This window comes from Enterobacter sp. 18A13, assembly GCF_007035975.1.
Taxonomy (GTDB): domain Bacteria; phylum Pseudomonadota; class Gammaproteobacteria; order Enterobacterales; family Enterobacteriaceae; genus Enterobacter; species Enterobacter vonholyi.
Genome location: NZ_AP019634.1, coordinates 4,011,446 through 4,031,770 on the forward strand (window position 1 = coordinate 4,011,446; position 20,325 = coordinate 4,031,770).

Sequence of the window (20,325 nt, forward strand, 5' to 3'; positions counted from 1 at the left end):
TGTTTATTCCCTCTCCCTGTGGAAGAAAGTCAGGGGTGAGAGCATCAGGCAGCAGGGGATTAAAGCCCCCGCACCATCAGCGCCTCATCAAGCTCCCTGTAGGCCTCCACCAGCTTATCCAGCGTCGCCCTGTTGAGCCCGCTCGGATTCGGCAGCACCCAGACCTGCGTCACACCGATAGTAATGTTCTGCTTACCCCACTTAGCGCCACGCTGGCTGAAAGCCTGCTCGTAGGCCTGCTTACCGAGGATCGCCAGCGCGGCCGGCTGATAGTCTTCTATTTTCTTCACCAGCTCACGCCCGCCGCTTCGCAGCTCATGGAGGTTGACCTCACTTGCCTGTACAGTCGGACGTTCGACCAGCATGGTAATTCCGCAGCGCGTGTCCAGCAGGTGCTGCTCCTCTTCGGGCTTGAGTAGCCTGTCGGTAAACCCGGCCTGGTAAATCACCTTCCAGAAGCGATTCCCCGGATGGGCGAAGTGAAAACCGGTGTGCGCCGAGGACTTGCCCGGGTTAATTCCGCAGAACACCACCCGCAGGCCAGGGGCCAGAATATCGTTGATCATCTTTACTCCCGCTGATACATCGTTATGGAAGTATAAAGGATTGATTATGCGTTGTTTATAAAAACAGCAGGCAGGTGCGAATGGCTGGATTGCTGCGGGGAGTTACTTTATAATTCACCGCCACGGCCCCTTAGCTCAGTGGTTAGAGCAGGCGACTCATAATCGCTTGGTCGCTGGTTCAAGTCCAGCAGGGGCCACCAAATTTTAGCTGTTGAATCATATGATTAAGCCACCTATTAAGGTGGCTTTTTTGTTAATTCACTGGCAGTGTCGCACAATTTTACGGAATATACCCGTGACGGGAGGCTAAAATGGCATATTCCGATGACGTTAATACTGATTATTGCCCTAACTGTAACGTTAGAATCGATGGGATAGGCGCTCAGGGGTACATCACAAATGACCAAAGATGCTCTTCATGTGGTGTTCCTCTGAAGAAAGTTACAATTAATGTGGCAAGTTTAAACGAAGCTCCCTGTACCATGGATGCGATTGAAATTTACTATAGCCGTATAAGGTACGGGGAATAAGTTCAGCGTCGGTTTAAAACCTACTACTTTCCATCCAATGGCTATATGCCGCTTGCCAAACATCGGACTCATCAGTAAAAAGTGAGTCTGAGATCGGTAGCCGTTCGACTCCTTTTGTACAGAACTCCAGATACCTCAAGTCCCCCCTTCCCCGGGCGGTCATAAAAAATATTTACTGTCCGGCAGTGAGTTGGAGGGGCAATACCCGGCGGGCAATCACAATGTACTTTTGATCCATAAACCGCTACGGGTACGCCGTGAAAACTTACACGCGTCTCATCAGTTCGTTGACACGACCGCAGGGGATTTTTAAATAAATAATTATCTATCGACTATATTTCCCCTTGTCCCAGCCCTCGCCGCGGGCCGTTAAGTCGATTGACGGCGCGGCCGCTATTCCCTCAGCATCATAAAAAAATGCGGACGTTGTAAAGCTGTACACGGTGCCATAAACAGTAAATGAGATATTTTTGCCTATGCCGTCAACTTTCGCACGGGCGGTGTTCGCTGTAAGCGTTGGGGCGATATGTTGTTTTTCGAGAGCCGCCAGCGGATCGCCGTCAATCTTGCTTGCTAAAAAATAACGATATACTTCCCCTGTGGTCATGTTCGAGCCGTCATATTCAGTTATATATAACCACGTACGGGGCGTGAGTTGGCGAACCTCATAAAGTTTGTCACTCACCGTTAAGCGCTGGATATGCTGAAAATAACAGTATCCCGCAATCACGATAGCCATAGTGAATGTAGCCACCCAATGCAACGCCTTAAACGCCTTAATAGTGGTGCTGCTTAACATAGTCTATGCCTTGCTTTATCCAAAATTGGTCCATCGGATCATCACCAAACGGCGGGGCCCCCGTAAAATTGCCCCATTCCGGCCTTGATGTGCCGGCCTTCCACTGCGCCGCGCCAGCGGCAATAAGCAAAATCTTTTCAGGGATGCACGCTGCAAAACCCACAGCGCCGTAATGAAAATTTCCGAAGTCAGCGTAAGCCCGTTTTTGTTGTTTGTAATCCCACGTCCCGCCGTTCCTTACTCGCTCATAAAACCACGTATACGTAAGCGGGGTGGCCATGCCCTGAACGCCGTGACGCGCCCGCGCAAGCCTGATGTGTTCGCGCAATATCTCCAGCCCGCGGGGCGGGTAAATCGGTATACATGCCATCGTTATTCCCTTTTGCCTGGCAAACCAGCAACATAAGAGCAACAGCACGGTGCGATACTGTTTGAGATCAATCTATTAATTTTATTTGCAACATCAATAAGTAACCCGATTAAATAACACGAATCTATAACACAATTTGTATCACCTGCGATCGGTTTTTAGCCGTTAATGAGGGTTTATTCTCTTTACATAAAATGGACTTTTAAAAATGGCTATTCCTGCTTACCTGTGGCTTAAAGACGATGGCGGCAATCCGATTTATGGATCTGTGGATGTTCAAAACCGCGAGGGAAGCATTGAGGTGCTTTCTTTTAGTCACGGCCTGTTAGTTCCTACCGATAACAACACGGGCAAAATCACCGGTACACGCGTACATGCGCCGCTCGTAATAGAAAAGGAGTTTGATAGCTCCAGCCCATATCTTTATAAGGCCGTAGCTACCGGGCAGACGCTGAAAAGCGCGGAAATTAAGTGGTATAAAATCAACGATGCGGGGCAAGAGGTAGAGTATTTCAACATGCTGTTGGAAAACGTCCGGATAGCCAGCATTAACCCAGTTATGCATAACTGCAAAGAGCCAGGTTTACAGATGCATAATCATAATGAGGGCGTACAGCTGCGCTATGAGCGGATCACCTGGAAATATTGCGATGGGAACGTCCAATATTCAGACGCGTGGAACGAGCGTGTAACAGCTTAAAAAAGGGCGGTTAATCCGCCCTATATTGTTTTTAGTGCCAATTCTTTCGCACCTTGGGTCTGCCAGCACGTAGCCTCCCTCGATGGCAATACCTCGCGCGATCACCCGGTGCCGGCTCTCCGCACTTCTTATACGTTTGGGGTATTTTAATCATGCTTTATGCTGTTAAGCATTCTCTGGCAGTTATTGCCTCTGATTTTTTGCTGCACCCTATGCAAGCACATACGGAATCAATCACACGTAGCCCGGCCTGCCGCTCACCCTCACAAACTGCAAAACTAAAGAAATCCCCCATCGCGCCGATCATCATCCGTGTGTATTATTTCCTGTAGCTTTTACAACAACTAACCTTAACTCAAATACTTAAGCGCCAAAGCGAAAGGCATCATGAGCACACCGATCAAACGGCTAGAAATCATTAAAAATGCCATTGAGCTGGAAGATGACGACATCATCCAGAGCCAGCTGACACGCCTGAAAAATGAAGCGTTTGACGATGAGCTACAGGCAATCGTCGTGGCGCTTGAGGGAAAAAACTACACCGCGGCCATGGCGGCCATTACCGCCTGGCTGCAGGGCCAGCGCGCCGTGACCCAGTGGCGCGATCCGCAGGTGGCGGCCAGCAAGCTCGAGCTGAAGGCGCTGGAAGAGCGTCTGCGCGATCTGATTGACCGCCGCAACGCCCGCGTGCAGCAGCTTGATGAATTCAACGATCTCTATTTCTCTCGCCTCGGGCCGTTGATGCAGCAGATCCTCGCCCTGCGTAAAACCCTGGCCGAGCTTAACCTGCGTCGTCAGCAGGCGGAAGCGCGTCGTCGCGAGGAAGATTACCGTCGCTGCCAGTGCTATATGGCGCAGGCGGTGGAGGTGCTGACGACGCTCACCCAGCGCTGGCGCGATCTCCCGGCCGACTCCGTGCAGGCAGCCGAGGCGCGTAAACATCTGGAGCAGCAAAGCAATCTCATCGCCAACCTGCTGGCCGAAGCGCTGGAGCTGGAGAGCGGCTTAACGCGCGAAGAGGAACCTGCGCGTCAGGCGCGCGACGACGCTAATGAAGAGTACGAGAAATATCGCGAGCAGCATCACGATGCCGAAGTGCGGCTGCGCAAGGGCAAGGATCTTTCGGAAGAGGATCGGAGCGAGCTGAAGCGTCTCTGGCGGCAGGCGAGCAAGCTCTGCCACCCTGACCTGGTGGCGGACGACCTGAAAGAGGAAGCCAACGCGATGATGGTCCAGCTCAACCAGGCGAAGCAGCGTGGCGATGTGAAAGCCATTCGTTCGCTGGTGGCCCGCCTGCAGCAGGGCTTCGAGCCATTGATGGCAAGCGACAGGCTGAACGATCTGGAACGTATCCGCAAAAAAATGGCGCAGGTCCGAGAGCAGATCGACATTTTAGTGAATGAGCTGGCGGAGCTGGAGAAAGAGGAGTCCTGGCTTCTGGTCTCGTCGCTGAGCAATATGGAAGCGTACTTCGCTCAGCAGGAGAAAGCGCTGCACGAGGTCCGCGCCTCGCTCGAACATCAGGTGAGCGAAGCGCAGCTGGATTCCGCCGCGTGACTATTTGGCGTGCCAGTATGCGCTGGCACGCACCAGCTGAGGGTCAATCGCGTCGGTTTCAAACTGACGGCTCAGCGTTTTCACCACCTTCCCTTCCCCGGTCAGCCAGATAAAGTAATCGTCCCCCGGAACGGTCAGCGCAGCCAGATGATCTGCGACTGCCTGCTCGCTGTGGCCCACCACCCAGGTGATGTTGAACTCGCTCAGGTGCGCCAGATAGTCCTTATAGGATTCATCCCCAACCGTCACGACCGGGTGAACGTCCGGGCGAACCGGCAGTTGCGCAATGCTCTCTAAGCGTCGACGCAGCGCGGGCATGCCGGACTCATCGCACACGTACAGCTGCCAGGCGTAATCCTCCGGCACCACCAGCGAGCCGCGCGGGCCGCCGATGGTCAGCTTGTCTCCCGCTTTCGCCTCAATCGCCCAGCTGCTGGCAATGCCGCCGTCATGAATGAAGAAATCGAGAACCAGCTCATGATCTGCCTCATCGTAGAGCGGCGTATAGTCGCGCGCCTGCGGACGCACGCCGTCGCCCCAGTCGATGCCTTCTTCGGTAACCACCGGCGGCACGAACGTCGCCCCGGGTACCGGGAAAAAGACTTTGGTATGGTCGTCGAAACCGCGGGAGCTAAAGCCCTCCAGCGCCTCGCCGCCTAAAACAATGCGCTGGAAACCCGCGCTGGCGCGCTCAACGCGGAGCACCGTCAGCTCGCGAAAACTCAGGTCATTACGAACGCGCTGTGGGTAACGGGTAGTTGCCATTTTTAGCCCCTTCTCTGGTGAATACGATATATCTAAATCAGTTTTTAAATGATAATGATTACTAATAAGTAAAAATGCAAGATCTTTTAGATTGCATCTGAATATATCTTAGATATAGTTTAGATATATCAAAATGAAGGGCATACTATGCGACACGAACATGAGGGCGGCGGGCGGCGGCCGCGCTTTTTCGGCCACGGCGATCTGCGGCTGGTGATTCTGGATATCCTGACCCGCAACGCGAGCCACGGCTACGAGCTGATCAAAGAGATTGAGAACCTGACCCAAGGGAATTACACCCCGAGCCCAGGGGTCATCTATCCAACCCTGGATTATCTTCAGGATCAGACGTTTATCACCATTACGGAAGAAGAGAACGGTCGCAAGAAGATTGCGATTACCGCTGAAGGACAACGCTGGCTGGACGAAAACCGGGAACAGGTGGAACAGATCCAGGTGCGTATCAAAGCGCGTTCTGTCGGTTTTCAGCTACGCAAAAACCCGCAGATGAAGCGGGCGCTGGATAACTTCAAAGCGGTGTTAGACCTGAAGGTGAATCAGGGAGAGCTCAGCGACGCGCAGCTTAAGCAGATTATCGGCGTAATTGACCGCGCGGCGCTGGAGATCTCCCAGCTTGATTAAGCCGGAGCGTGCTCGCTCACGCGGAAGACGCGTACCAGCTCTTTCAGGTGCATCGCCTGTTCATTAAGCGATGCTGCCGCCGCGACGGACTCCTCCACCAGCGCGGAGTTCTGCTGGGTGGTGGCATCAATCAGGCCAATCGCGCTGTTAATCTGCGAGATACCTTCCGTCTGCTCGTGGCTAGCCTGGCGGATTTCCCTCAGAATCACGTCCATCTCTTCTACGTTGCCGACCATCCCGTTGATCAACGCACTCGCTTTTTCAACCAGGTTCATCCCGTCCTGGGTCTGGCTGGTAGAGCTCTCAATCAGCTCGCGGATTTCGCTGGCAGACGACGCGCTCTTCTGGGCAAGCTGACGCACTTCACCGGCCACCACCGCAAAACCGCGACCGTGCTCGCCGGCGCGCGCCGCTTCCACCGCCGCGTTCAGCGCCAGAATGTTGGTCTGGAACGCAATGGCGTCGATCAGGTCGATAATGTCGGACATCCGGTTGGACGTCTCGTTAATCAGGCGCATTTTGCTGGTCACCTGCTTCATCATCTCACCGTTGTTTTTGACCACCGTGGCGGCATCAGCCGAGAGGTTGGTCGCTTCCCCGGTATGCGAGGCGGTATTTTTCACCGTCGCGGTGATCTGCTCCATCGAGGCGGCGGTCTGTTCAACGGAGCTGGCCTGCTCTTCCGTGCGCGCGGCCAGATCCTGATTCCCGGCGACAATCTGCGCGGCTGCGCTGGAGATATTCTCCGAGCCGGTTTGCACCTGCTGCACAATGTCCAGTAGTCGCGTTTTCATCTCCATCAGCGCGTGCAGCAGCAGACCCGTTTCGTCTTTACCGTGTGGCGTGATGCTGCCCGTGAGATCGCCCTCAGAAATGGCTTTTGCAAAATGCACCGCCTCGCCGAGCGGACGAGTGATAGCGCGCACGATAAACCAGCCAATCAGGCTGCCTGCCCCGACGCTAAAGAGCGTGAGCAGGATCAACAGCAGGCGGTTAGACCGGAAATCCCCTTCCACCTGCGCGCCAGCGCTCTGCATCTCGCTGTTTTGAATGGTAATCAGCTCCTTCACCTTCGCTTTATAAGCCTGCTGCACGGCGAGGGTGGTGGTCATCATCTCCTGAATGGCGCCCGCACGATTGTTGTTCTGCACCGCCTGCAAAATGCGGTAGCGCGAGTCCAGATACTGCTGACGCACGCTGCGGATCTCCGCCAGCACCTGCTGAGACTTTTGATCCTGCAACGCGGTGTTCAGCTCTCCCAGGATCACCGTGATATGCTCGCTGATCTCTTTCAGGCGCTGCTGAGATTGCCCAGTGTAGGTGCCCTGCTCGTCCAGCAGCATCAGCTGTTGAGTGCTAATAAATTCCTGGAAGTTATCAATTAACTGGTTCGCTTTTACCGTGGTCGGATAATCACTGGTAATAATGGATTGCATCCCGTTATTAGCCCGGTTCAGACTCAGCAGAGACAGGCTCGCGCTTATCGCCATCAGGACAATAAAGAACCCAAACGCCAGAAATAATTTCGTGCCGATCTTTACGTCATGTAAGAACATATTTTCTCCATCGATGTGATTATTTCTCAGACGATCGCTGTTATCGGTAACGATTTCGCTAACTTTATGAGTTTGATCGTTTTTTTATTTCATAACCCACACAATGGATAGGTAGAGGCTATTAATATTGCCCCATTGATCGTTACCAGACCACCAGAGAGGCATTTTTCAAAATAGCCTTCTGGATAATTGACTTAGGCAGGGATAAATAACTGAGGCACTTTCTTTAGTTATTTAATATTAGATTAACAATAAAATACATTAATAGTCACAAGCAGAAAATAAAAAGCCGTTTATTCCTTACGAAATAAACGGCTTTTTTTGGAACATTACTGGCTCAATGAAGCACAGTCACCGCATCCTTGAGACGTCCGGCGCGATGCTTCACCATCGCAGAAATGTGTGCGCTCTCCTCGACCAGGTCGGCGTTTTTCTGCGTAATGCTGTCGAGTTCAGCCACCGCACGGGTCAGCTCAGAGAGTCCGGTTGCCTGCTCGGAGGTCGCGTGGCTGATCTGGGCGATAAGCTGCGTCACGTTTTTCACCTGTACCACAATATCATCCATCGTACGGCCTGCGGCATGCACCTGCTCAGAGCCGGACTGCACCTTGCTGGCGCTGGCATCAATGAGTTTACGAATATCATTCGCGGCACTGGCGCTGCGGCTGGCGAGATGGCGGACTTCGCCCGCGACCACGGCAAAACCTTTTCCCTGCTCGCCTGCCCTAGCCGCTTCAACCGCCGCGTTCAGCGCCAGAATATTGGTCTGGAAAGCGATGTCGTTAATCAGGGAGGTAATTGAGCCAATTCGCTGCGTGCTGTCGGCAATATCATCCATCGTTTTAACGACGGTCTGCATCGCATTGCCTCCTTTTGTCGCCGCGCTGCTCGCGGCCACGGAGAGTTTGTCCACCTCGGCGGCGGTTTCGGAGTTACTCTGAACGGATGCGGCCATCTGATTCATTGTCGCGACGGTCTGCTGCACGTTCGCCACGGTCTGACGGGTCCGATCGTTCAGATCTTCATTTCCCTGCGCCAGCCTGTCGCTGCCGTCGCGGACGCTAACCACCTGGCTCGACACGTCATTAATCAACCAGCGGCACATCAGGCCAAGCTGCCCTACCGCGCGCAGCGTCAGCCCCAGCTCGTCGCTGCGGTTCAGATGCTGCACGCTGTTGCGCTCACCGGTTGCGACTTTCAGCGCCTGTCGAGCCACATTCTCTACCGGGCGGACAATCTGTTGCTCAAAGAGCAGCGTCCCCAGCAGCATCACCACCGCAGCAGCAACGAGCGGCATCCACCCGGCGGAGGTCACCGCCAGGGTGGAGGCGAGTAGGGCAAAGAGCACCGCCATCACGCTGCGCACGCGCCAGCGCAGCGGCATAGCAGGCAGTTTGCCCAGCCAGCCTTTTCCAACCACCAGCCCCTTGTACACACGTTTCTTACAGCTCCCGTCGTTGAGCGCCCGGTAGAGCGGTTCCACGGTGGCAATCTCTTCCGCCGTGGCTTTGGTGCGAATGGACATATAGCCCGTGACCTGCCCGTGGCGCACCATCGGCACTGCGTTAGCACGCACCCAGTAGTGATCGCCGTTTTTGCGCCGGTTTTTGACAATCCCACTCCACGGTTCGCCCTGCTGCAGCGTGTACCACATATCGGCAAACGCGGCTTTTGGCATGTCGGGGTGGCGTACCAGGTTGTGCGGCTGGCCCGTCAGCTCATCAAGCCGGTAGCCGCTCACCTGCACAAAAGTGTCGTTGGCGTGAGTGATGTAGCTGTGGACGTCTGTGGTAGACATTAAGGTGGTGTCATCGTCCAGAGGATATTCATTCTGGGTGACATAGGTTGGAGAGGACATCGTGGGCATCCCTTGCAGGTTATTTGAATGTTAATTTTGTGGGTCAATGTTTTTTCGGCGGTAAACAATTTATCTTTAGTTGTTAAACTTGATGAAGATCGCAGATTTCACTTAAACCATACTTTTTGTACGAATTTATAATTCATTGATTTCAAATACTTTCACAAAGAAATTACCTATAAAGCATGACCAGTTAACGCCCACTTAAGTTGCAGCGAATGCACTTCTTTAGTGCAGTTGCGCTTTTTCGCCCCCATTTATCCTTATCTGTCCTGTACCGCTAAATCCCGTTTCGGTTGCTTCGGCATGATTAAATATTGTGCAACATTATTTTAACCTGGCGTTTATCCCGATTTTCATTAAGGCATCTGAAGTGGCGTAATCCCTGCAATACTTAAACCAGTATCATGTGATACGCGATCCCCGGGAGCACATTTTGAACAGGTTACCTTCCAGCGCCTCGGCTCTTGCCTGTACCGCGCACGCACTGAATCTCATTGAGAAGCGAACGCTTGATCATGAGGAGATGAAACAACTTAACCGAGAGGTCATCGATTACTTTAAAGAGCACGTCAATCCAGGGTTTCTGGAGTATCGCAAATCTGTTACCGCCGGCGGGGATTACGGAGCCGTAGAGTGGCAAGCGGGGAGTCTTAACACGCTTGTCGACACCCAGGGACAGGAGTTTATCGATTGCCTTGGTGGTTTTGGTATCTTCAACGTGGGGCACCGTAATCCAGTTGTGGTTTCCGCCGTACAGAATCAACTTGCGAAACAACCTCTCCATAGCCAGGAACTGCTCGACCCGCTTCGCGCCATGCTCGCGAAAACGCTGGCGGCCTTAACGCCCGGCAAACTGAAATACAGCTTCTTTAGCAACAGCGGCACGGAATCGGTCGAAGCGGCGATAAAGCTCGCCAAAGCGTACCAGTCGCCGCGCGGGAAATTCACCTTTATCGCCACCAGCGGCGCGTTCCACGGTAAATCCCTGGGCGCACTGTCCGCTACCGCCAAATCCACCTTCCGCAAACCGTTTATGCCGCTGCTGCCGGGCTTCCGCCACGTGCCGTTCGGCGACATTAACGCCATGCGCACCGTGCTGAGTGAATGCCGTAAAACCGGCGATGACGTGGCGGCGGTGATCCTGGAGCCGATTCAGGGTGAAGGCGGCGTGATCCTCCCTCCGCAGGGCTATCTGCCTGCCGTGCGTCAGCTGTGCGATGAGTTTGGCGCGCTGCTGATCCTCGACGAAGTCCAGACCGGGATGGGGCGCACCGGCAAAATGTTTGCCTGCGAGCACGAGAACGTGCAGCCGGACATACTGTGTCTGGCGAAGGCGCTTGGCGGCGGCGTGATGCCGATTGGCGCGACGGTTGCTACTGAAGAGGTGTTCTCGGTGCTGTTCGACAATCCGTTCCTGCATACCACCACCTTTGGCGGTAACCCGCTGGCCTGCGCAGCGGCGCTGGCGACCATCAACGTGCTGCTGGAGCAAAACCTGCCCGCGCAGGCGGAGCAGAAAGGCGACATGCTGCTGGACGGCTTCCGCCAGCTGGGCCGGGAATACCCTGACCTTGTACAGGAGGCGCGCGGCAAAGGGATGCTGATGGCGATTGAGTTTGTCGACAACGAAATCGGCTACAGCTTTGCGAGCGAGATGTTCCGCCAGCGGGTGCTGGTGGCCGGAACGCTCAACAACTCGAAAACCATCCGCATTGAACCGCCGCTGACTCTGACGATTGAGCAGTGCGAGCAGGTGCTGAAAGCGGCGCGTAAAGCGCTGGCAGCGCTGCGGGTGAGCGTGGAAGAGGCGTAAAAAAATCACCGGGCCTACAGGCGTTTGTAGGCCCGGTTTTTTAGCGGTGAAATTCCGCCACCGTCATGGTGAAGCGAAGCACGGTATCGCCCTCATTGGCGTAGCCGTGCGCCGCTTCCGTTTTCGCCACAGCCGATGCGCCAGCGTTAACTTGGGTTACCGTCTCATCCACCGTCAGCGTTAAAACGCCTTCGTTCACGTGCAACAGCTCAAAGGTTCCCGCCGGGTGCCCCGGAGAGGTAAAACGCTCCCCCGGCTGCATCTCCCATTGCCATAACTCAATCATATCCGGGCCTGCCGTTCCCGCCAGCAGTCTGGCGCGTCCACCCTGTTCGCCCTGCCACAGCACCGGAATAGTCTCTTCTTCGATAACATGCACCAGCGGCTCGCTGGTGACGTTAACGATATCCGCCACTGAGATACCGAGCGCGGCAGCCAGTTTGCACAAGATGGCGATACTGGGGTTGGCTGCGCCCTTTTCGATCTCTACCAGCATGCCTTTGCTGACGCTTGCGCGGCGGGACAGCTCGTCCAGAGATAGCTTTTTCTCTTTGCGCCAGTTGCGTATGCGGTTCGCCACGGCCAGGCTTACCTGGGCAACATCGGCCCCGTGCGCAGTCATTATATTGACTTTATCAGTCATTGGTCACTACCATGGTATAAAACAGTCAATACAGGATTATTTATGTCTCTCGTTACGCCGTCAATAGACTCACGTCTTGCCGGGATTGCCCCAGGCTTTCGGGCGCTGAGCATTCTGGTTGAAGCTGCGCCAATTACCCACCCGGAGGTGGCGGCTGCCGCGCTGGCGCAGGCCTGCCAGCAGATGATTAATGATGATGTGCCCTGGGCTGATGCACACCTTTCAGGCTGGGATGAAGTGTTTAAAGCCTTCGGCGCGAAACCGAAACGCACGCCCTGCTCGGCATCCGCCCTGCGTAAGCGGGTCCTGAAAGATGGCTCGCTGCCGCCGCTGGATCCGGTGGTGGATATCTATAACGCGGTGAGTATTCGCTACGCCATTCCGGTCGGCGGAGAAAATCTCGCGGCTTATTCGGGTACGCCACGTCTGACGCTTGCCGAAGGCAGCGAGCCATTTGATACCTTCAAAGAGGGACAGCCGGTGGTGGAACATCCGGAACCGGGCGAGGTTATCTGGCGCGACGATACTGGCGTTACCTGCCGCCGCTGGAACTGGCGCCAGGGGATACGGACGCGCCTTGATAGCCAGGCGCAATCCATGTGGTTTATTCTTGAAAGCCTGCCGTCGATGCCGCTTGCGGCGCTGGATGAGGCGGGAGATGAGCTGGTCAACAACCTGCAGCGGCTGATGCCGGGGGCCACGGCTCAGGTTCAGATGCTCACGCTGTAAGAGGACAACACGATGTTTTACGGGTTAAGCGCTTTTCCGTTAACGCCCCTGAAAGAGGGGACGTTTGACGAGCAATCCTTCATCAATCTTCTGCGCCCCGTGGTCGACGCTGGCGTGGATTCTCTGGGCATTCTCGGCTCAACGGGAAGCTATGCCTATCTGACTGTAGAAGAGCGCGGTCGGATCGCACGCTGCGCGGTGGCGCATGCTGATGATATTCCGGTCATCGTCAGCATTGGCGCACTCCGGCTGGACGATATACTGCGTCTGGCTGACGACGCGCAGGCGGCAGGTGTCTCCGGCGTGCTGATGGCCCCCGTGTCCTACCAGCGATTAACGGAAGACGAAGTGTTTAATCTCTATGAAACGGTGACCCGCCAGCTCTCCATACCGTTGTGCATTTACGATAATCCGGCCACCACCGGGTTTGCGTTTAGCGATGAATTGTTATTTTCCGTCGCGGCCCTGCCGAATGTGGGATCCATTAAGCTTGGTCGCGTGCCGGAAGACCTGTCGCAGGTACGCGCCCGTCTTCCTGAGACAGTCACGCTGGGCATCGCCGGCGACTGGCGAGCGGCCTCTGCCCTGCAGGCCGGGTTTGACGTCTGGTACTCGGTGCTCGGCGGATTGTTACCGCAAACAGCGCTGGCGATTGCCCGTTCGAAAGAGACTGCCCAATCCGAGCGATTAGAGCCACTGTGGGAATTGTTCCGTCACTACGGCAGCTTACGGGTTATCGCGGCGGCGGCAGAGATGATGGGAAAAGTGGCTGCACCCGCGTTGCCGTTCCCCTTGCAGGCGGTTCAGGGTGAGCCGCGTGAAGCGCTCGCGAGATTACTTGCCCATCTGGAGCTGGTTTGAAAAATGCCGGGTGGCGCTGCGCTTACCCGGCCTACAACACTTTTATAACGCCTGTTACTCCGGCAACAACCCAACAAAGCTGCGCTTTTTACGCGGCTCCGACATCAGCTCCTCAAGCTTCTCCACGCACGCCAGATAGTGCGGGGTTTGCTTGTGAGCCAGCACCGCCTCTTCGTCTTTATAGGCTTCGTAGATAAAGAATCGGGTTTTTACCCTCGGGTCCTGCAATACGTCAAAACGCAGGTTCCCCGGCTCCTGGATTGCGCCCTCGTGGTTGGCGCGAAACACTTCCAGAAACTCGTCTACCCGCTCTGGCTTAATGTTGATCTCTACCAGCGTCACGTTCATTTTGCTTCTCCCTGTTTCTCTTCCTGCCAGAACTGGAACGCATCGCGGGCATTCCAGCTCTCGTGAACCACTTTTTTCACCGCCTTGAGCATGGCGAGCGGCGCGCTGGACTGGAAGATGTTGCGCCCCATGTCCACGCCGGACGCGCCCTGGTCTATCGCGCGCCAGCACATCTCCAGCGCCTCGTGCTCCGGCAGCTTTTTGCCCCCTGCGATAACGATCGGCACCGGGCAGCTGGCGGTCACTTTTTCAAAACCCTCATCCACGTAGTAGGTTTTGACGAACTGCGCCCCCATTTCGGCGGCGATGCGGCTTGCCAGCGAGAAATACCGAGCGTCGCGCGCCATCTCTTTGCCGACGCCCGTCACCGCCAGCGTCGGCATGCCGTAGCGCGCGCCAGCGTCCACCAGCTTGATGATGTTATTAATCGACTGATGCTCAAACGGGCTTCCGATATAGACCTGCGCTGCCACCGCGCAGACGTTCAGGCGCAACGCGTCTTCCATCGCCACCGCCACGCACTCGTTGGAGAGTTCGCCCAGAATCGAGTTACCGCCGGAGGCGCGCAGAACCACCGGTTTGTTCGTCGCGGCGGGTACCTGGCTCCTGAGGATGCCGCGGGTGCACATCAGCACGTCGGTTTCACCAAACAGCGGCGCGATGGAGAGATCGATACGCTCAAGGCCAGTGGTTGGCCCCTGAAAATAGCCGTGGTCAAAGGCCAGCATCACCGTGCGGTTGCTGTTTGGGTTAAAGATGCGCGCCAGCCGCGACTGCATGCCCCAGTCCAGCGAGCCGCAGCCTTTCAGCGTGAACGGCACATTCTGCTGCGGCGTGCCGATGCCAAAATCCTTACCGTCTTTGATGTCGTCTAAATCAGCCATTTGCTCCCCCGTCAGAAATCGTATTTGCTGATGTTCTCTTTGGTGAACACCACCCGCTCCGGCAGCAGCACGATGCCGTTGCCCTTCGCCTCATACTGGTAGCCCTGCACGCTGTTCGGCTCGACCTTCAGCGCCCCGATGTTTTTTACGTCCACGCTGTCGCCGACGTTAAGATCGCCTTTTTTAAGCAAACGATCGGCGACATTGACCGCAATTTTGCCCTGTTGCACCACGTCCCACAGGCCGAAGGCCTTCACCGTGCCGCGCTCAACGTACGGGCGCATCACGTTCGGCGTGCTGAAGCCGACAATCGCCACCCCTTCCCGCTTCAGGTTTTCCGCCGCCTGCGCCGCGGCCGGCAGCGCGTTGGCGTCCGGGGCGATAATCGCATCCAGATCCGGGTAGGCTTTTAAGATCCCTTCGGCGGTTTGCAATGATTTGGTGGCGTCGTTATAGCCAAACTGGGTCGTTACGATCTGCCACTGGGGGTGATCTTTCTCGATTTTGGCCTTCGCCTCTTTCACCCACTGGTTCTGGTCGGTGACGGTGGGGCTTGAGTAGAAGAACGCCACTTTGGCATTCGGTTTGGTGACCTGCTTGCCCGCCATCTCCACCAGCAGGCCGCCCAGCTGTTCCGGCGTCCCCTGGTTGATGTAGATGCTGCGGCACTCCGGCCTGGTGTCGGAATCCCAGGTCAGGACCTTGACGCCGCGCTGCATCGCGCGCTTAAGCGCCGGACACAGCCCGTCCGGCGACACGGCGGAGACGATAATGGCGTTATAGCCCTGGTTGACGAAGTTATTGATGAGCTGCACCTGGCCGGAAACGCTCGGCTCGGTCGGGCCGTCGTAGGTCACGTCCACGCCAAGATCTTTCCCCGCCTCTTTCGCGCCGTTGCCGCCGCTGGTGAAGAAGCCCACGCCCACCAGCTTCGGGATAAAGGCAATGCGGTCCGCCGCCTGCGCCGAAGCGAAGCTGAGGGCCATTGCCAGGACGAGCAGTTTTGTTTTCATCTTACGCTCCGGATAGTTTTCTAAAGAGAGATCGCACCCATTCGCGGTGCAGACTCAGCGAACGTCCCATCACCACCACAACCAGCAGCGCCCCTGACAGCGCGCTCGACACCTGATTGGGGATACCGACCATCTGTAAACCCTGCTGGAGATACCCCACCAGCAGCGCCGCCAGCGCCGTACCGACAACCGAACCTGAACCTCCGTAGATATTGGCTCCGCCGAGCACGGCGGCGGTGAGCGCGGGCATCAGTAAATCGCGCCCAAGATCCGAACGTGCGGAGCCGAAATAGGAGACCATGACCAGCGCGGCAATCGCGGAGGCAACGCCCACCAGGCCGTACAGCGCGTAGGGCATGCCGTTCACCGACAGCGCCGCATAGCGTGCCGCACGCGGATTTTGGCCAATCAGGAACAGATGACGGCCAAAGCGCCCCCGGTGGGTAATGAGCCAGAAGAAGACGGTGATTACCGCGAACAAGACCAATGGGATCGGCAGGCCCAACACCGTGAGGTTAGCGAACGCCGTGAAGCCGTCCGGGAAACCGCTGATTCCCTCGTAGCCCGTGGCCCCCGCCATGCCGGAGAGCAGCAGCGCCCCGCCGCCGTAGAGGTAGAGCGTGCCGAGGGTGATAACCAAAGGGCTGATGCCGGTGTAGTGGATCAGCGCCGCATTCATCAGCCCGCACAGCAGGCCGAGCAGCAGCGTCAGCGGAACGGCGACCGCCATCGGCCAGCCCGCCTGCATCATCACCCCCAACGCAATCGCGCACAGGCCGATGGTCGAGCCGAGGGAGATGTCGATCCCACCGCTGACGATCACCAGCGTAAGCGGCAGCGCCACAATGCCGATGCAGATGAAGTCGCTGGTGCTGAACAGCAGCATGTTGATATCGAGCATGCGCGGGTTGATGGCGCCGAAGAGCAGGATCTCCAGCACCAGTAAAATCAGCAGCGCGCTTTCCCAGTTAAGCCTCATTTACGCCACCTCTTTTTTACGTTTGGGAAAGGGGGTGACGTGCTTTCCCCCTCTGTTACCCGGCTGGAAGCGACCGTACTTCAGCGCCCGCTGATGCCGCGCCAGCGCCTGGCGCAGACGCCCGTCGAGCACCAGCACTCCCAGCAGCACCAGCCCGGCGATAAAGTCGTTCCACCACGCCGGGAGCCTGAACAGCACCAGCACGGTGTCGATTTGCGTCAGGAAGAACGCACCGAGCAGCGCGCCAATCAGCGTCCCCGTGCCGCCCAGCAGCGAAATGCCACCCAGTACGCAGGCGGCGATGGCCTTCATCTCCAGCCCGCTGCCGGTCTGGTTAGGCACAAAGCCAATCTGCGCGGCAAAGACGATCCCGGCGCAGGCCGCCAGCATGCCGTTCAGGGTAAAGGCGATCATGCGGGTGCGGTTCACCGCTACGCCCAGCTGGCGCGCGGCGGCGAGGTTATCCCCCACCGCGTAGAAATCACGCCCGAACGCGGTGCGCGACAGCGTCCACGCGCCTGTGGCCGCGATGGTCAACACCACCATGCCAAGGGGCGATACGCCGACGGCGGCAGGCTCAGAGAGGGATTTCAACCCCGGCGGCAGCCCTTCAATCCACTTTCCTCCCGTCCAGAGCAGCATCGCCCCGCGGTACAGCCCCAGCGTGCCGAGGGTCGCGACAATCGCCGGAATGCGCAGCCCCACCACCAGAAAACCGTTGAACGCCCCGGCCAGCGCCCCGATCGACAGTGCGAAGAGAATGGAAACGGGCAGGCTGTAGCCGCCGTTCAGCGCCACGCCGACGGCGATGGCGGACAACCCGACCGTTGAACCGACGGACACGTCGATATTGCGGGTCAGCATTACCAGCGCCGCGCCGATGGCCAGCAGGATCAGGATCTGCGAGCTGGCGAAGATCATCCCCAGCGTCTGCAGGCTGAAGTAAGAGGGATTCAGCGCCACCAGCACGGCGAACAGCGCCAGAATGGCGAGAAACGCGCTCAGCTCGCGGTTTTTCAGTAAGGTCTTCATGATTGCCCTCCGAACGCCAGCGCCATCATGCGATCGAGGCTGACGGCGTGGCGCGGCAGTTCGCCGCTGAGCACGCCCTGGTGCATCACCAGCACGCGGTCCGCGAGGCCCGGAAACTCATCGAGATCGCTTGAGATCATCAGCACCGCCACGTTCTGCGCCGCCACGCTTTTGATAAGCTGGTAGATATCGGCGCGCGCCGAGACGTCCACGCCGCGCGTCGGCTCGTCGACGATCAGCAATAACGGGTTGGCTTCCAGACAGCGTGCAAGCAGCACCTTCTGCTGGTTGCCGCCGGAGAGCGTGCGCACGGTTTGATCCGCATGGTTGAGCTTGATCCCCAGCGCTCGGTGATAGCGCTCCACCACCGCGGACTCTCTTTTCCGCTGCTGCCAGAGCGACGGCTCGTTCAGCGCCACGGTGTTCCAGCGGATCGGCGCGTCGAGGAACAGGCCGGACACCTGCCTGTCTTCCGGCAGGTAGACTAGCCCTTTTTCCAGGCGTGAACTTACCGGATCGCCGGCGATCTCCTGATTTTCCAGCCAGATGCGGCCCCCGCGCACCGGCCGCAGGCCATAAAGGGTTTCGGCAAATTCGGTGCGCCCGGATCCGACCAGCCCGGCCAGCCCGACGATCTCCCCGGCGTAGATCTCAAGGCTCAGCTCGATAAACCCTTCTCCGGTCAGGTCCTCTACCCGCAGCACCGGAAAATCCTGCGGCTGGGTGCGGCGGTTGCCCGGCAGCGCCAGCCACAGCTTTTGCGTATCGCTCAGGGATTTCTCGCGGCTCACCGGCGTCATGGCGGCGATCAGGGCGCTATCGTCAAACTGCGCGGTTTCGCCGCTCAGCACCACCGCGCCGTCGCGCATCACCGAGACGTGGCTCGACAGCATGCGAATTTCCGGCAGCTTATGGGAGATAAACACGATCCCGACGCCGAGTGCCTGCAGGGCGCGGATCTGACGAAACAGCCGTTCGGTTTCGCCCGGCGTGAGGGAGGCCGTGGGCTCGTCGAGGATCAGGATCCTGGCGTTGCGCATTAATCCGCGCAGGATCTCCACCATCTGCTGATCCGCCACCTCCAGGGTGCTGGCGGCGGCGTCGAGGTTGAGCTGGCAATGCAGTTGCTCAAGCTTCTCCTCCAGCCGCTTTTCCCGATCGCGTTCGCGCGGCAGGCGGAACAGGATGTTTTCCCGCACCGTAAGGTTGGGGAACAGCAGCGGCTCCTGCGGCACCAGGTAAATGCCGAGCCTGTGCGCCTGCACGGGCGTCAGCCGCGCATATGACTGCCCCTCGACGGAAAGTTCACCGCTGTCCGGCGTCTCGACCCCGGCGATGATCTTCATCAGCGTCGATTTTCCCGCGCCGTTTCCGCCCATCAGCGCGTGCACCTGGCCCGCAAGCAGCGTGAAATCAATGCCTTTCAGAACCGGCACGCCTGAGAACTGCTTGCTGATATTCCGCGCGTCGAGAAGTGGTGTCATCATCGCTCCGCTATTGAACAAATGATTTTTAGATTTAATAATGTTCAAAAGCGTAGACGGTGAACTATATTTACAACCGTGCAGGGATCACAGTTTTATCGATTGAGATTCAAATAAACCAGAAACGATCGAAATGATCCGTTTTGTCGCGTGGCTCACACTTTCCCTCCGCGTCATCACGAACATATGATCTAAATTTTTATAAGAGTTCAACTATGAGCGATAAACGCACTGCGGAAGAAGGAAGGTTTGCCGGGCTGGCGCTGGCGGAAGAGGAGCTGGTGGCGCGCGTAGCCTGGTGCTACTACCACGACGGGCTGACCCAGAACGATATCGGCGAGCGGCTCGGGCTGCCGCGTTTGAAGATTTCTCGCCTGCTGGAAAAAGGCCGTCAGTCCGGGGTGATCCGCGTGCAGATTAACTCCCGCTACGAGGGATGCCTGGCGCTGGAAACCGAGCTACAGCAGCGCTTTGGCCTGAAGCTGGTGCGCGTGATGCCCGCCCTGAATACGCCGCCGATGAACGTGCGGTTAGGCATTGGCGCGGCGCAGTCGCTGATGGGCGTGCTGGAACCCGGCCAGCTGCTGGCGGTGGGGTTCGGTGAAACCACCATGAGCAGCCTGCAGCACCTGAGCGGCTTTATCAGCTCGCAGCAGATCCGCCTCGTGACGCTCTCCGGCGGCGTCGGGCCATATATGACCGGTATTGGACAGCTGGACGCCGCCTGCAGCGTCAGCATGATCCCCGCCCCGCTTCGCGTGTCTTCCGCCGAAGTGGCCGGGATCTTAAAACGTGAAACCAGCGTGCGGGACGTGATCCTCGCCGCCACCGCCGCCGATGTCGCGGTGGTTGGCATTGGTTCGGTCAACCAGCGCCGCGACGCTACGATACTGCGCTCCGGCTATATCAGCGAAGGTGAACAGCTGATGTACGCCCGCAAAGGCGCGGTCGGCGACATTCTCGGCTATTTCCTCAATGCCGAAGGCGAATGCGTTGAGGAGCTGGAGATCCATAAAGAATTACTCGGCGTCTCGCTTGATGAGCTGGCGCAGCTGCCCACCATCGTTGGCGTGGCCGGCGGGGAAGAGAAAGCCGATGCGATTTATGCCGCACTGAAGGGTCGCCGTATCAATGGCCTGGTGACGGAAGAGACGACAGCCCGCGCGGTGCTGGCTCTGGCCAAATGAGAGCCC

Annotated in this window: 20 protein-coding genes and 1 tRNA gene; 8 read left to right on the plus strand and 13 right to left on the minus strand. The window is 57.2% G+C overall.

Annotated elements, in window-relative coordinates; genetic code table 11:
- Window positions 1-59: 59 nt before the first annotated feature.
- Window positions 60-566, minus strand: a complete 507-nt coding sequence (gene mug, locus FOY93_RS19330) for a G/U mismatch-specific DNA glycosylase (protein ID WP_006812011.1) — start codon at window positions 564-566, stop codon at window positions 60-62.
- A 124-nt stretch (window positions 567-690) separates the two neighbouring features.
- On the opposite strand from mug, the gene FOY93_RS19335 reads away from it, so the two are divergent.
- Window positions 691-766: transfer RNA gene (locus FOY93_RS19335), tRNA-Ile, on the plus strand.
- A 655-nt stretch (window positions 767-1,421) separates the two neighbouring features.
- Here the strand turns inward: FOY93_RS19335 and FOY93_RS19340 are convergent.
- Together FOY93_RS19340 and FOY93_RS19345 are read right to left on the minus strand one after the other, a co-directional pair.
- Window positions 1,422-1,895: a hypothetical protein gene (locus FOY93_RS19340; RefSeq protein WP_143345562.1), complete on the minus strand. Its 474-nt coding sequence runs from the start codon at window positions 1,893-1,895 to the stop codon at window positions 1,422-1,424.
- On the minus strand, window positions 1,873-2,265 hold the full coding sequence (locus tag FOY93_RS19345; protein WP_127732359.1) for a polymorphic toxin type 44 domain-containing protein: 393 nt from the start codon (window positions 2,263-2,265) through the stop codon (window positions 1,873-1,875). Before FOY93_RS19345 ends, FOY93_RS19340 begins: the two co-directional genes overlap by 23 nt.
- A gap of 208 nt (window positions 2,266-2,473) precedes the next feature.
- Here FOY93_RS19345 and FOY93_RS19350 point away from each other — a divergent pair, with 208 nt between their 5' ends.
- The gene (locus FOY93_RS19350) at window positions 2,474-2,965 is read left to right on the plus strand and encodes an Hcp family type VI secretion system effector (RefSeq protein ID WP_127732361.1); all 492 of its coding nucleotides are present in this window, start codon (window positions 2,474-2,476) and stop codon (window positions 2,963-2,965) included.
- Window positions 2,966-3,352: 387 nt separating this feature from the next.
- Complete coding sequence (locus FOY93_RS19355; protein WP_143345563.1) at window positions 3,353-4,522, plus strand: DNA repair protein; 1,170 nt, start codon at window positions 3,353-3,355, stop codon at window positions 4,520-4,522.
- Here the strand turns inward: FOY93_RS19355 and FOY93_RS19360 are convergent, their stop codons facing one another.
- On the minus strand, window positions 4,523-5,287 hold the full coding sequence (locus tag FOY93_RS19360; RefSeq protein ID WP_143345564.1) for a siderophore-interacting protein: 765 nt from the start codon (window positions 5,285-5,287) through the stop codon (window positions 4,523-4,525).
- Window positions 5,288-5,434: 147 nt separating this feature from the next.
- Here FOY93_RS19360 and FOY93_RS19365 point away from each other — a divergent pair, with 147 nt between their 5' ends.
- Window positions 5,435-5,929 carry a PadR family transcriptional regulator gene (locus tag FOY93_RS19365; RefSeq protein WP_143345565.1) on the plus strand — a complete coding sequence of 165 codons (495 nt, stop codon included), beginning with the start codon at window positions 5,435-5,437 and terminating at the stop codon, window positions 5,927-5,929.
- Here FOY93_RS19365 and FOY93_RS19370 read toward each other — a convergent pair.
- Both FOY93_RS19370 and FOY93_RS19375 read right to left on the minus strand, forming a co-directional pair.
- The gene (locus FOY93_RS19370) at window positions 5,926-7,485 is read right to left on the minus strand and encodes a methyl-accepting chemotaxis protein (RefSeq protein WP_136195059.1); all 1,560 of its coding nucleotides are present in this window, start codon (window positions 7,483-7,485) and stop codon (window positions 5,926-5,928) included. The genes FOY93_RS19365 and FOY93_RS19370 overlap by 4 nt on opposite strands.
- A gap of 337 nt (window positions 7,486-7,822) precedes the next feature.
- Window positions 7,823-9,343, minus strand: coding sequence for a methyl-accepting chemotaxis protein (locus tag FOY93_RS19375; protein WP_143345566.1), 1,521 nt, complete (start codon window positions 9,341-9,343; stop codon window positions 7,823-7,825).
- Window positions 9,344-9,779: 436 nt separating this feature from the next.
- Between FOY93_RS19375 and ygjG the strand changes: the two genes are divergently transcribed.
- Window positions 9,780-11,159 (plus strand): putrescine aminotransferase, encoded by a 1,380-nt coding sequence (gene ygjG, locus FOY93_RS19380; protein ID WP_042715413.1) that lies wholly within the window; start codon window positions 9,780-9,782, stop codon window positions 11,157-11,159.
- A 40-nt stretch (window positions 11,160-11,199) separates the two neighbouring features.
- Here the strand turns inward: ygjG and FOY93_RS19385 are convergent, their stop codons facing one another.
- A complete protein-coding gene (locus FOY93_RS19385) occupies window positions 11,200-11,802 on the minus strand; it encodes a helix-turn-helix domain-containing protein (protein WP_143345567.1) in 603 nt (200 codons plus the stop codon).
- A gap of 42 nt (window positions 11,803-11,844) precedes the next feature.
- Here FOY93_RS19385 and FOY93_RS19390 point away from each other — a divergent pair, with 42 nt between their 5' ends.
- Window positions 11,845-12,531 (plus strand): B3/B4 domain-containing protein, encoded by a 687-nt coding sequence (locus FOY93_RS19390; protein WP_143345568.1) that lies wholly within the window; start codon window positions 11,845-11,847, stop codon window positions 12,529-12,531.
- Between the two features lie 12 nt (window positions 12,532-12,543).
- Window positions 12,544-13,392, plus strand: a complete 849-nt coding sequence (locus FOY93_RS19395; RefSeq protein ID WP_143345569.1) for a dihydrodipicolinate synthase family protein — start codon at window positions 12,544-12,546, stop codon at window positions 13,390-13,392.
- Between the two features lie 54 nt (window positions 13,393-13,446).
- Here the strand turns inward: FOY93_RS19395 and lsrG are convergent, their stop codons facing one another.
- From lsrG to lsrA, 6 genes are read right to left on the minus strand one after another with little or no spacing between them, the layout of a single operon-like run.
- A complete protein-coding gene (gene lsrG, locus FOY93_RS19400) occupies window positions 13,447-13,740 on the minus strand; it encodes a (4S)-4-hydroxy-5-phosphonooxypentane-2,3-dione isomerase (protein WP_111964924.1) in 294 nt (97 codons plus the stop codon).
- The gene (gene lsrF, locus FOY93_RS19405; protein WP_115876312.1) at window positions 13,737-14,624 is read right to left on the minus strand and encodes a 3-hydroxy-5-phosphonooxypentane-2,4-dione thiolase; all 888 of its coding nucleotides are present in this window, start codon (window positions 14,622-14,624) and stop codon (window positions 13,737-13,739) included. Before lsrF ends, lsrG begins: the two co-directional genes overlap by 4 nt.
- 11 nt (window positions 14,625-14,635) lie before the next feature.
- Entirely contained in the window at window positions 14,636-15,637 is a 1,002-nt protein-coding gene (gene lsrB, locus FOY93_RS19410) for an autoinducer 2 ABC transporter substrate-binding protein LsrB (RefSeq protein WP_115876313.1), read from the minus strand.
- Window position 15,638: 1 nt separating this feature from the next.
- Window positions 15,639-16,616, minus strand: coding sequence for an autoinducer 2 ABC transporter permease LsrD (gene lsrD / locus FOY93_RS19415; RefSeq protein WP_143345570.1), 978 nt, complete (start codon window positions 16,614-16,616; stop codon window positions 15,639-15,641).
- A complete protein-coding gene (gene lsrC, locus FOY93_RS19420; RefSeq protein WP_111964928.1) occupies window positions 16,617-17,648 on the minus strand; it encodes an autoinducer 2 ABC transporter permease LsrC in 1,032 nt (343 codons plus the stop codon). It abuts the gene before it with no gap.
- Window positions 17,645-19,132 (minus strand): autoinducer 2 ABC transporter ATP-binding protein LsrA, encoded by a 1,488-nt coding sequence (gene lsrA, locus FOY93_RS19425; RefSeq protein WP_143345745.1) that lies wholly within the window; start codon window positions 19,130-19,132, stop codon window positions 17,645-17,647. The genes lsrC and lsrA overlap by 4 nt, the downstream gene beginning before the upstream one ends.
- 215 nt (window positions 19,133-19,347) lie before the next feature.
- Here lsrA and lsrR point away from each other — a divergent pair, with 215 nt between their 5' ends.
- Window positions 19,348-20,319, plus strand: a complete 972-nt coding sequence (gene lsrR / locus FOY93_RS19430; protein WP_003862617.1) for a transcriptional regulator LsrR — start codon at window positions 19,348-19,350, stop codon at window positions 20,317-20,319.
- Window positions 20,320-20,325 lie beyond the last annotated feature (6 nt).

Excerpts from the sequence above, each read along its gene's own strand:
- mug (WP_006812011.1), bottom strand. The coding sequence starts at position 566 with ATGATCAACGATATTCTGGCCCCTGGCCTGCGGGTGGTGTTCTGCGGA.
- FOY93_RS19340 (WP_143345562.1), bottom strand. The coding sequence starts at position 1,895 with ATGTTAAGCAGCACCACTATTAAGGCGTTTAAGGCGTTGCATTGGGTG.
- FOY93_RS19345 (WP_127732359.1), bottom strand. The coding sequence starts at position 2,265 with ATGGCATGTATACCGATTTACCCGCCCCGCGGGCTGGAGATATTGCGC.
- FOY93_RS19350 (WP_127732361.1), top strand. The coding sequence starts at position 2,474 with ATGGCTATTCCTGCTTACCTGTGGCTTAAAGACGATGGCGGCAATCCG.
- FOY93_RS19355 (WP_143345563.1), top strand. The coding sequence starts at position 3,353 with ATGAGCACACCGATCAAACGGCTAGAAATCATTAAAAATGCCATTGAG.
- FOY93_RS19360 (WP_143345564.1), bottom strand. The coding sequence starts at position 5,287 with ATGGCAACTACCCGTTACCCACAGCGCGTTCGTAATGACCTGAGTTTT.
- FOY93_RS19365 (WP_143345565.1), top strand. The coding sequence starts at position 5,435 with ATGCGACACGAACATGAGGGCGGCGGGCGGCGGCCGCGCTTTTTCGGC.
- FOY93_RS19370 (WP_136195059.1), bottom strand. The coding sequence starts at position 7,485 with ATGTTCTTACATGACGTAAAGATCGGCACGAAATTATTTCTGGCGTTT.
- FOY93_RS19375 (WP_143345566.1), bottom strand. The coding sequence starts at position 9,343 with ATGTCCTCTCCAACCTATGTCACCCAGAATGAATATCCTCTGGACGAT.
- FOY93_RS19385 (WP_143345567.1), bottom strand. The coding sequence starts at position 11,802 with ATGACTGATAAAGTCAATATAATGACTGCGCACGGGGCCGATGTTGCC.
- FOY93_RS19390 (WP_143345568.1), top strand. The coding sequence starts at position 11,845 with ATGTCTCTCGTTACGCCGTCAATAGACTCACGTCTTGCCGGGATTGCC.
- FOY93_RS19395 (WP_143345569.1), top strand. The coding sequence starts at position 12,544 with ATGTTTTACGGGTTAAGCGCTTTTCCGTTAACGCCCCTGAAAGAGGGG.
- lsrG (WP_111964924.1), bottom strand. The coding sequence starts at position 13,740 with ATGAACGTGACGCTGGTAGAGATCAACATTAAGCCAGAGCGGGTAGAC.
- lsrF (WP_115876312.1), bottom strand. The coding sequence starts at position 14,624 with ATGGCTGATTTAGACGACATCAAAGACGGTAAGGATTTTGGCATCGGC.
- lsrB (WP_115876313.1), bottom strand. The coding sequence starts at position 15,637 with ATGAAAACAAAACTGCTCGTCCTGGCAATGGCCCTCAGCTTCGCTTCG.
- lsrD (WP_143345570.1), bottom strand. The coding sequence starts at position 16,616 with ATGAGGCTTAACTGGGAAAGCGCGCTGCTGATTTTACTGGTGCTGGAG.
- lsrC (WP_111964928.1), bottom strand. The coding sequence starts at position 17,648 with ATGAAGACCTTACTGAAAAACCGCGAGCTGAGCGCGTTTCTCGCCATT.
- lsrA (WP_143345745.1), bottom strand. The coding sequence starts at position 19,132 with ATGACACCACTTCTCGACGCGCGGAATATCAGCAAGCAGTTCTCAGGC.
- lsrR (WP_003862617.1), top strand. The coding sequence starts at position 19,348 with ATGAGCGATAAACGCACTGCGGAAGAAGGAAGGTTTGCCGGGCTGGCG.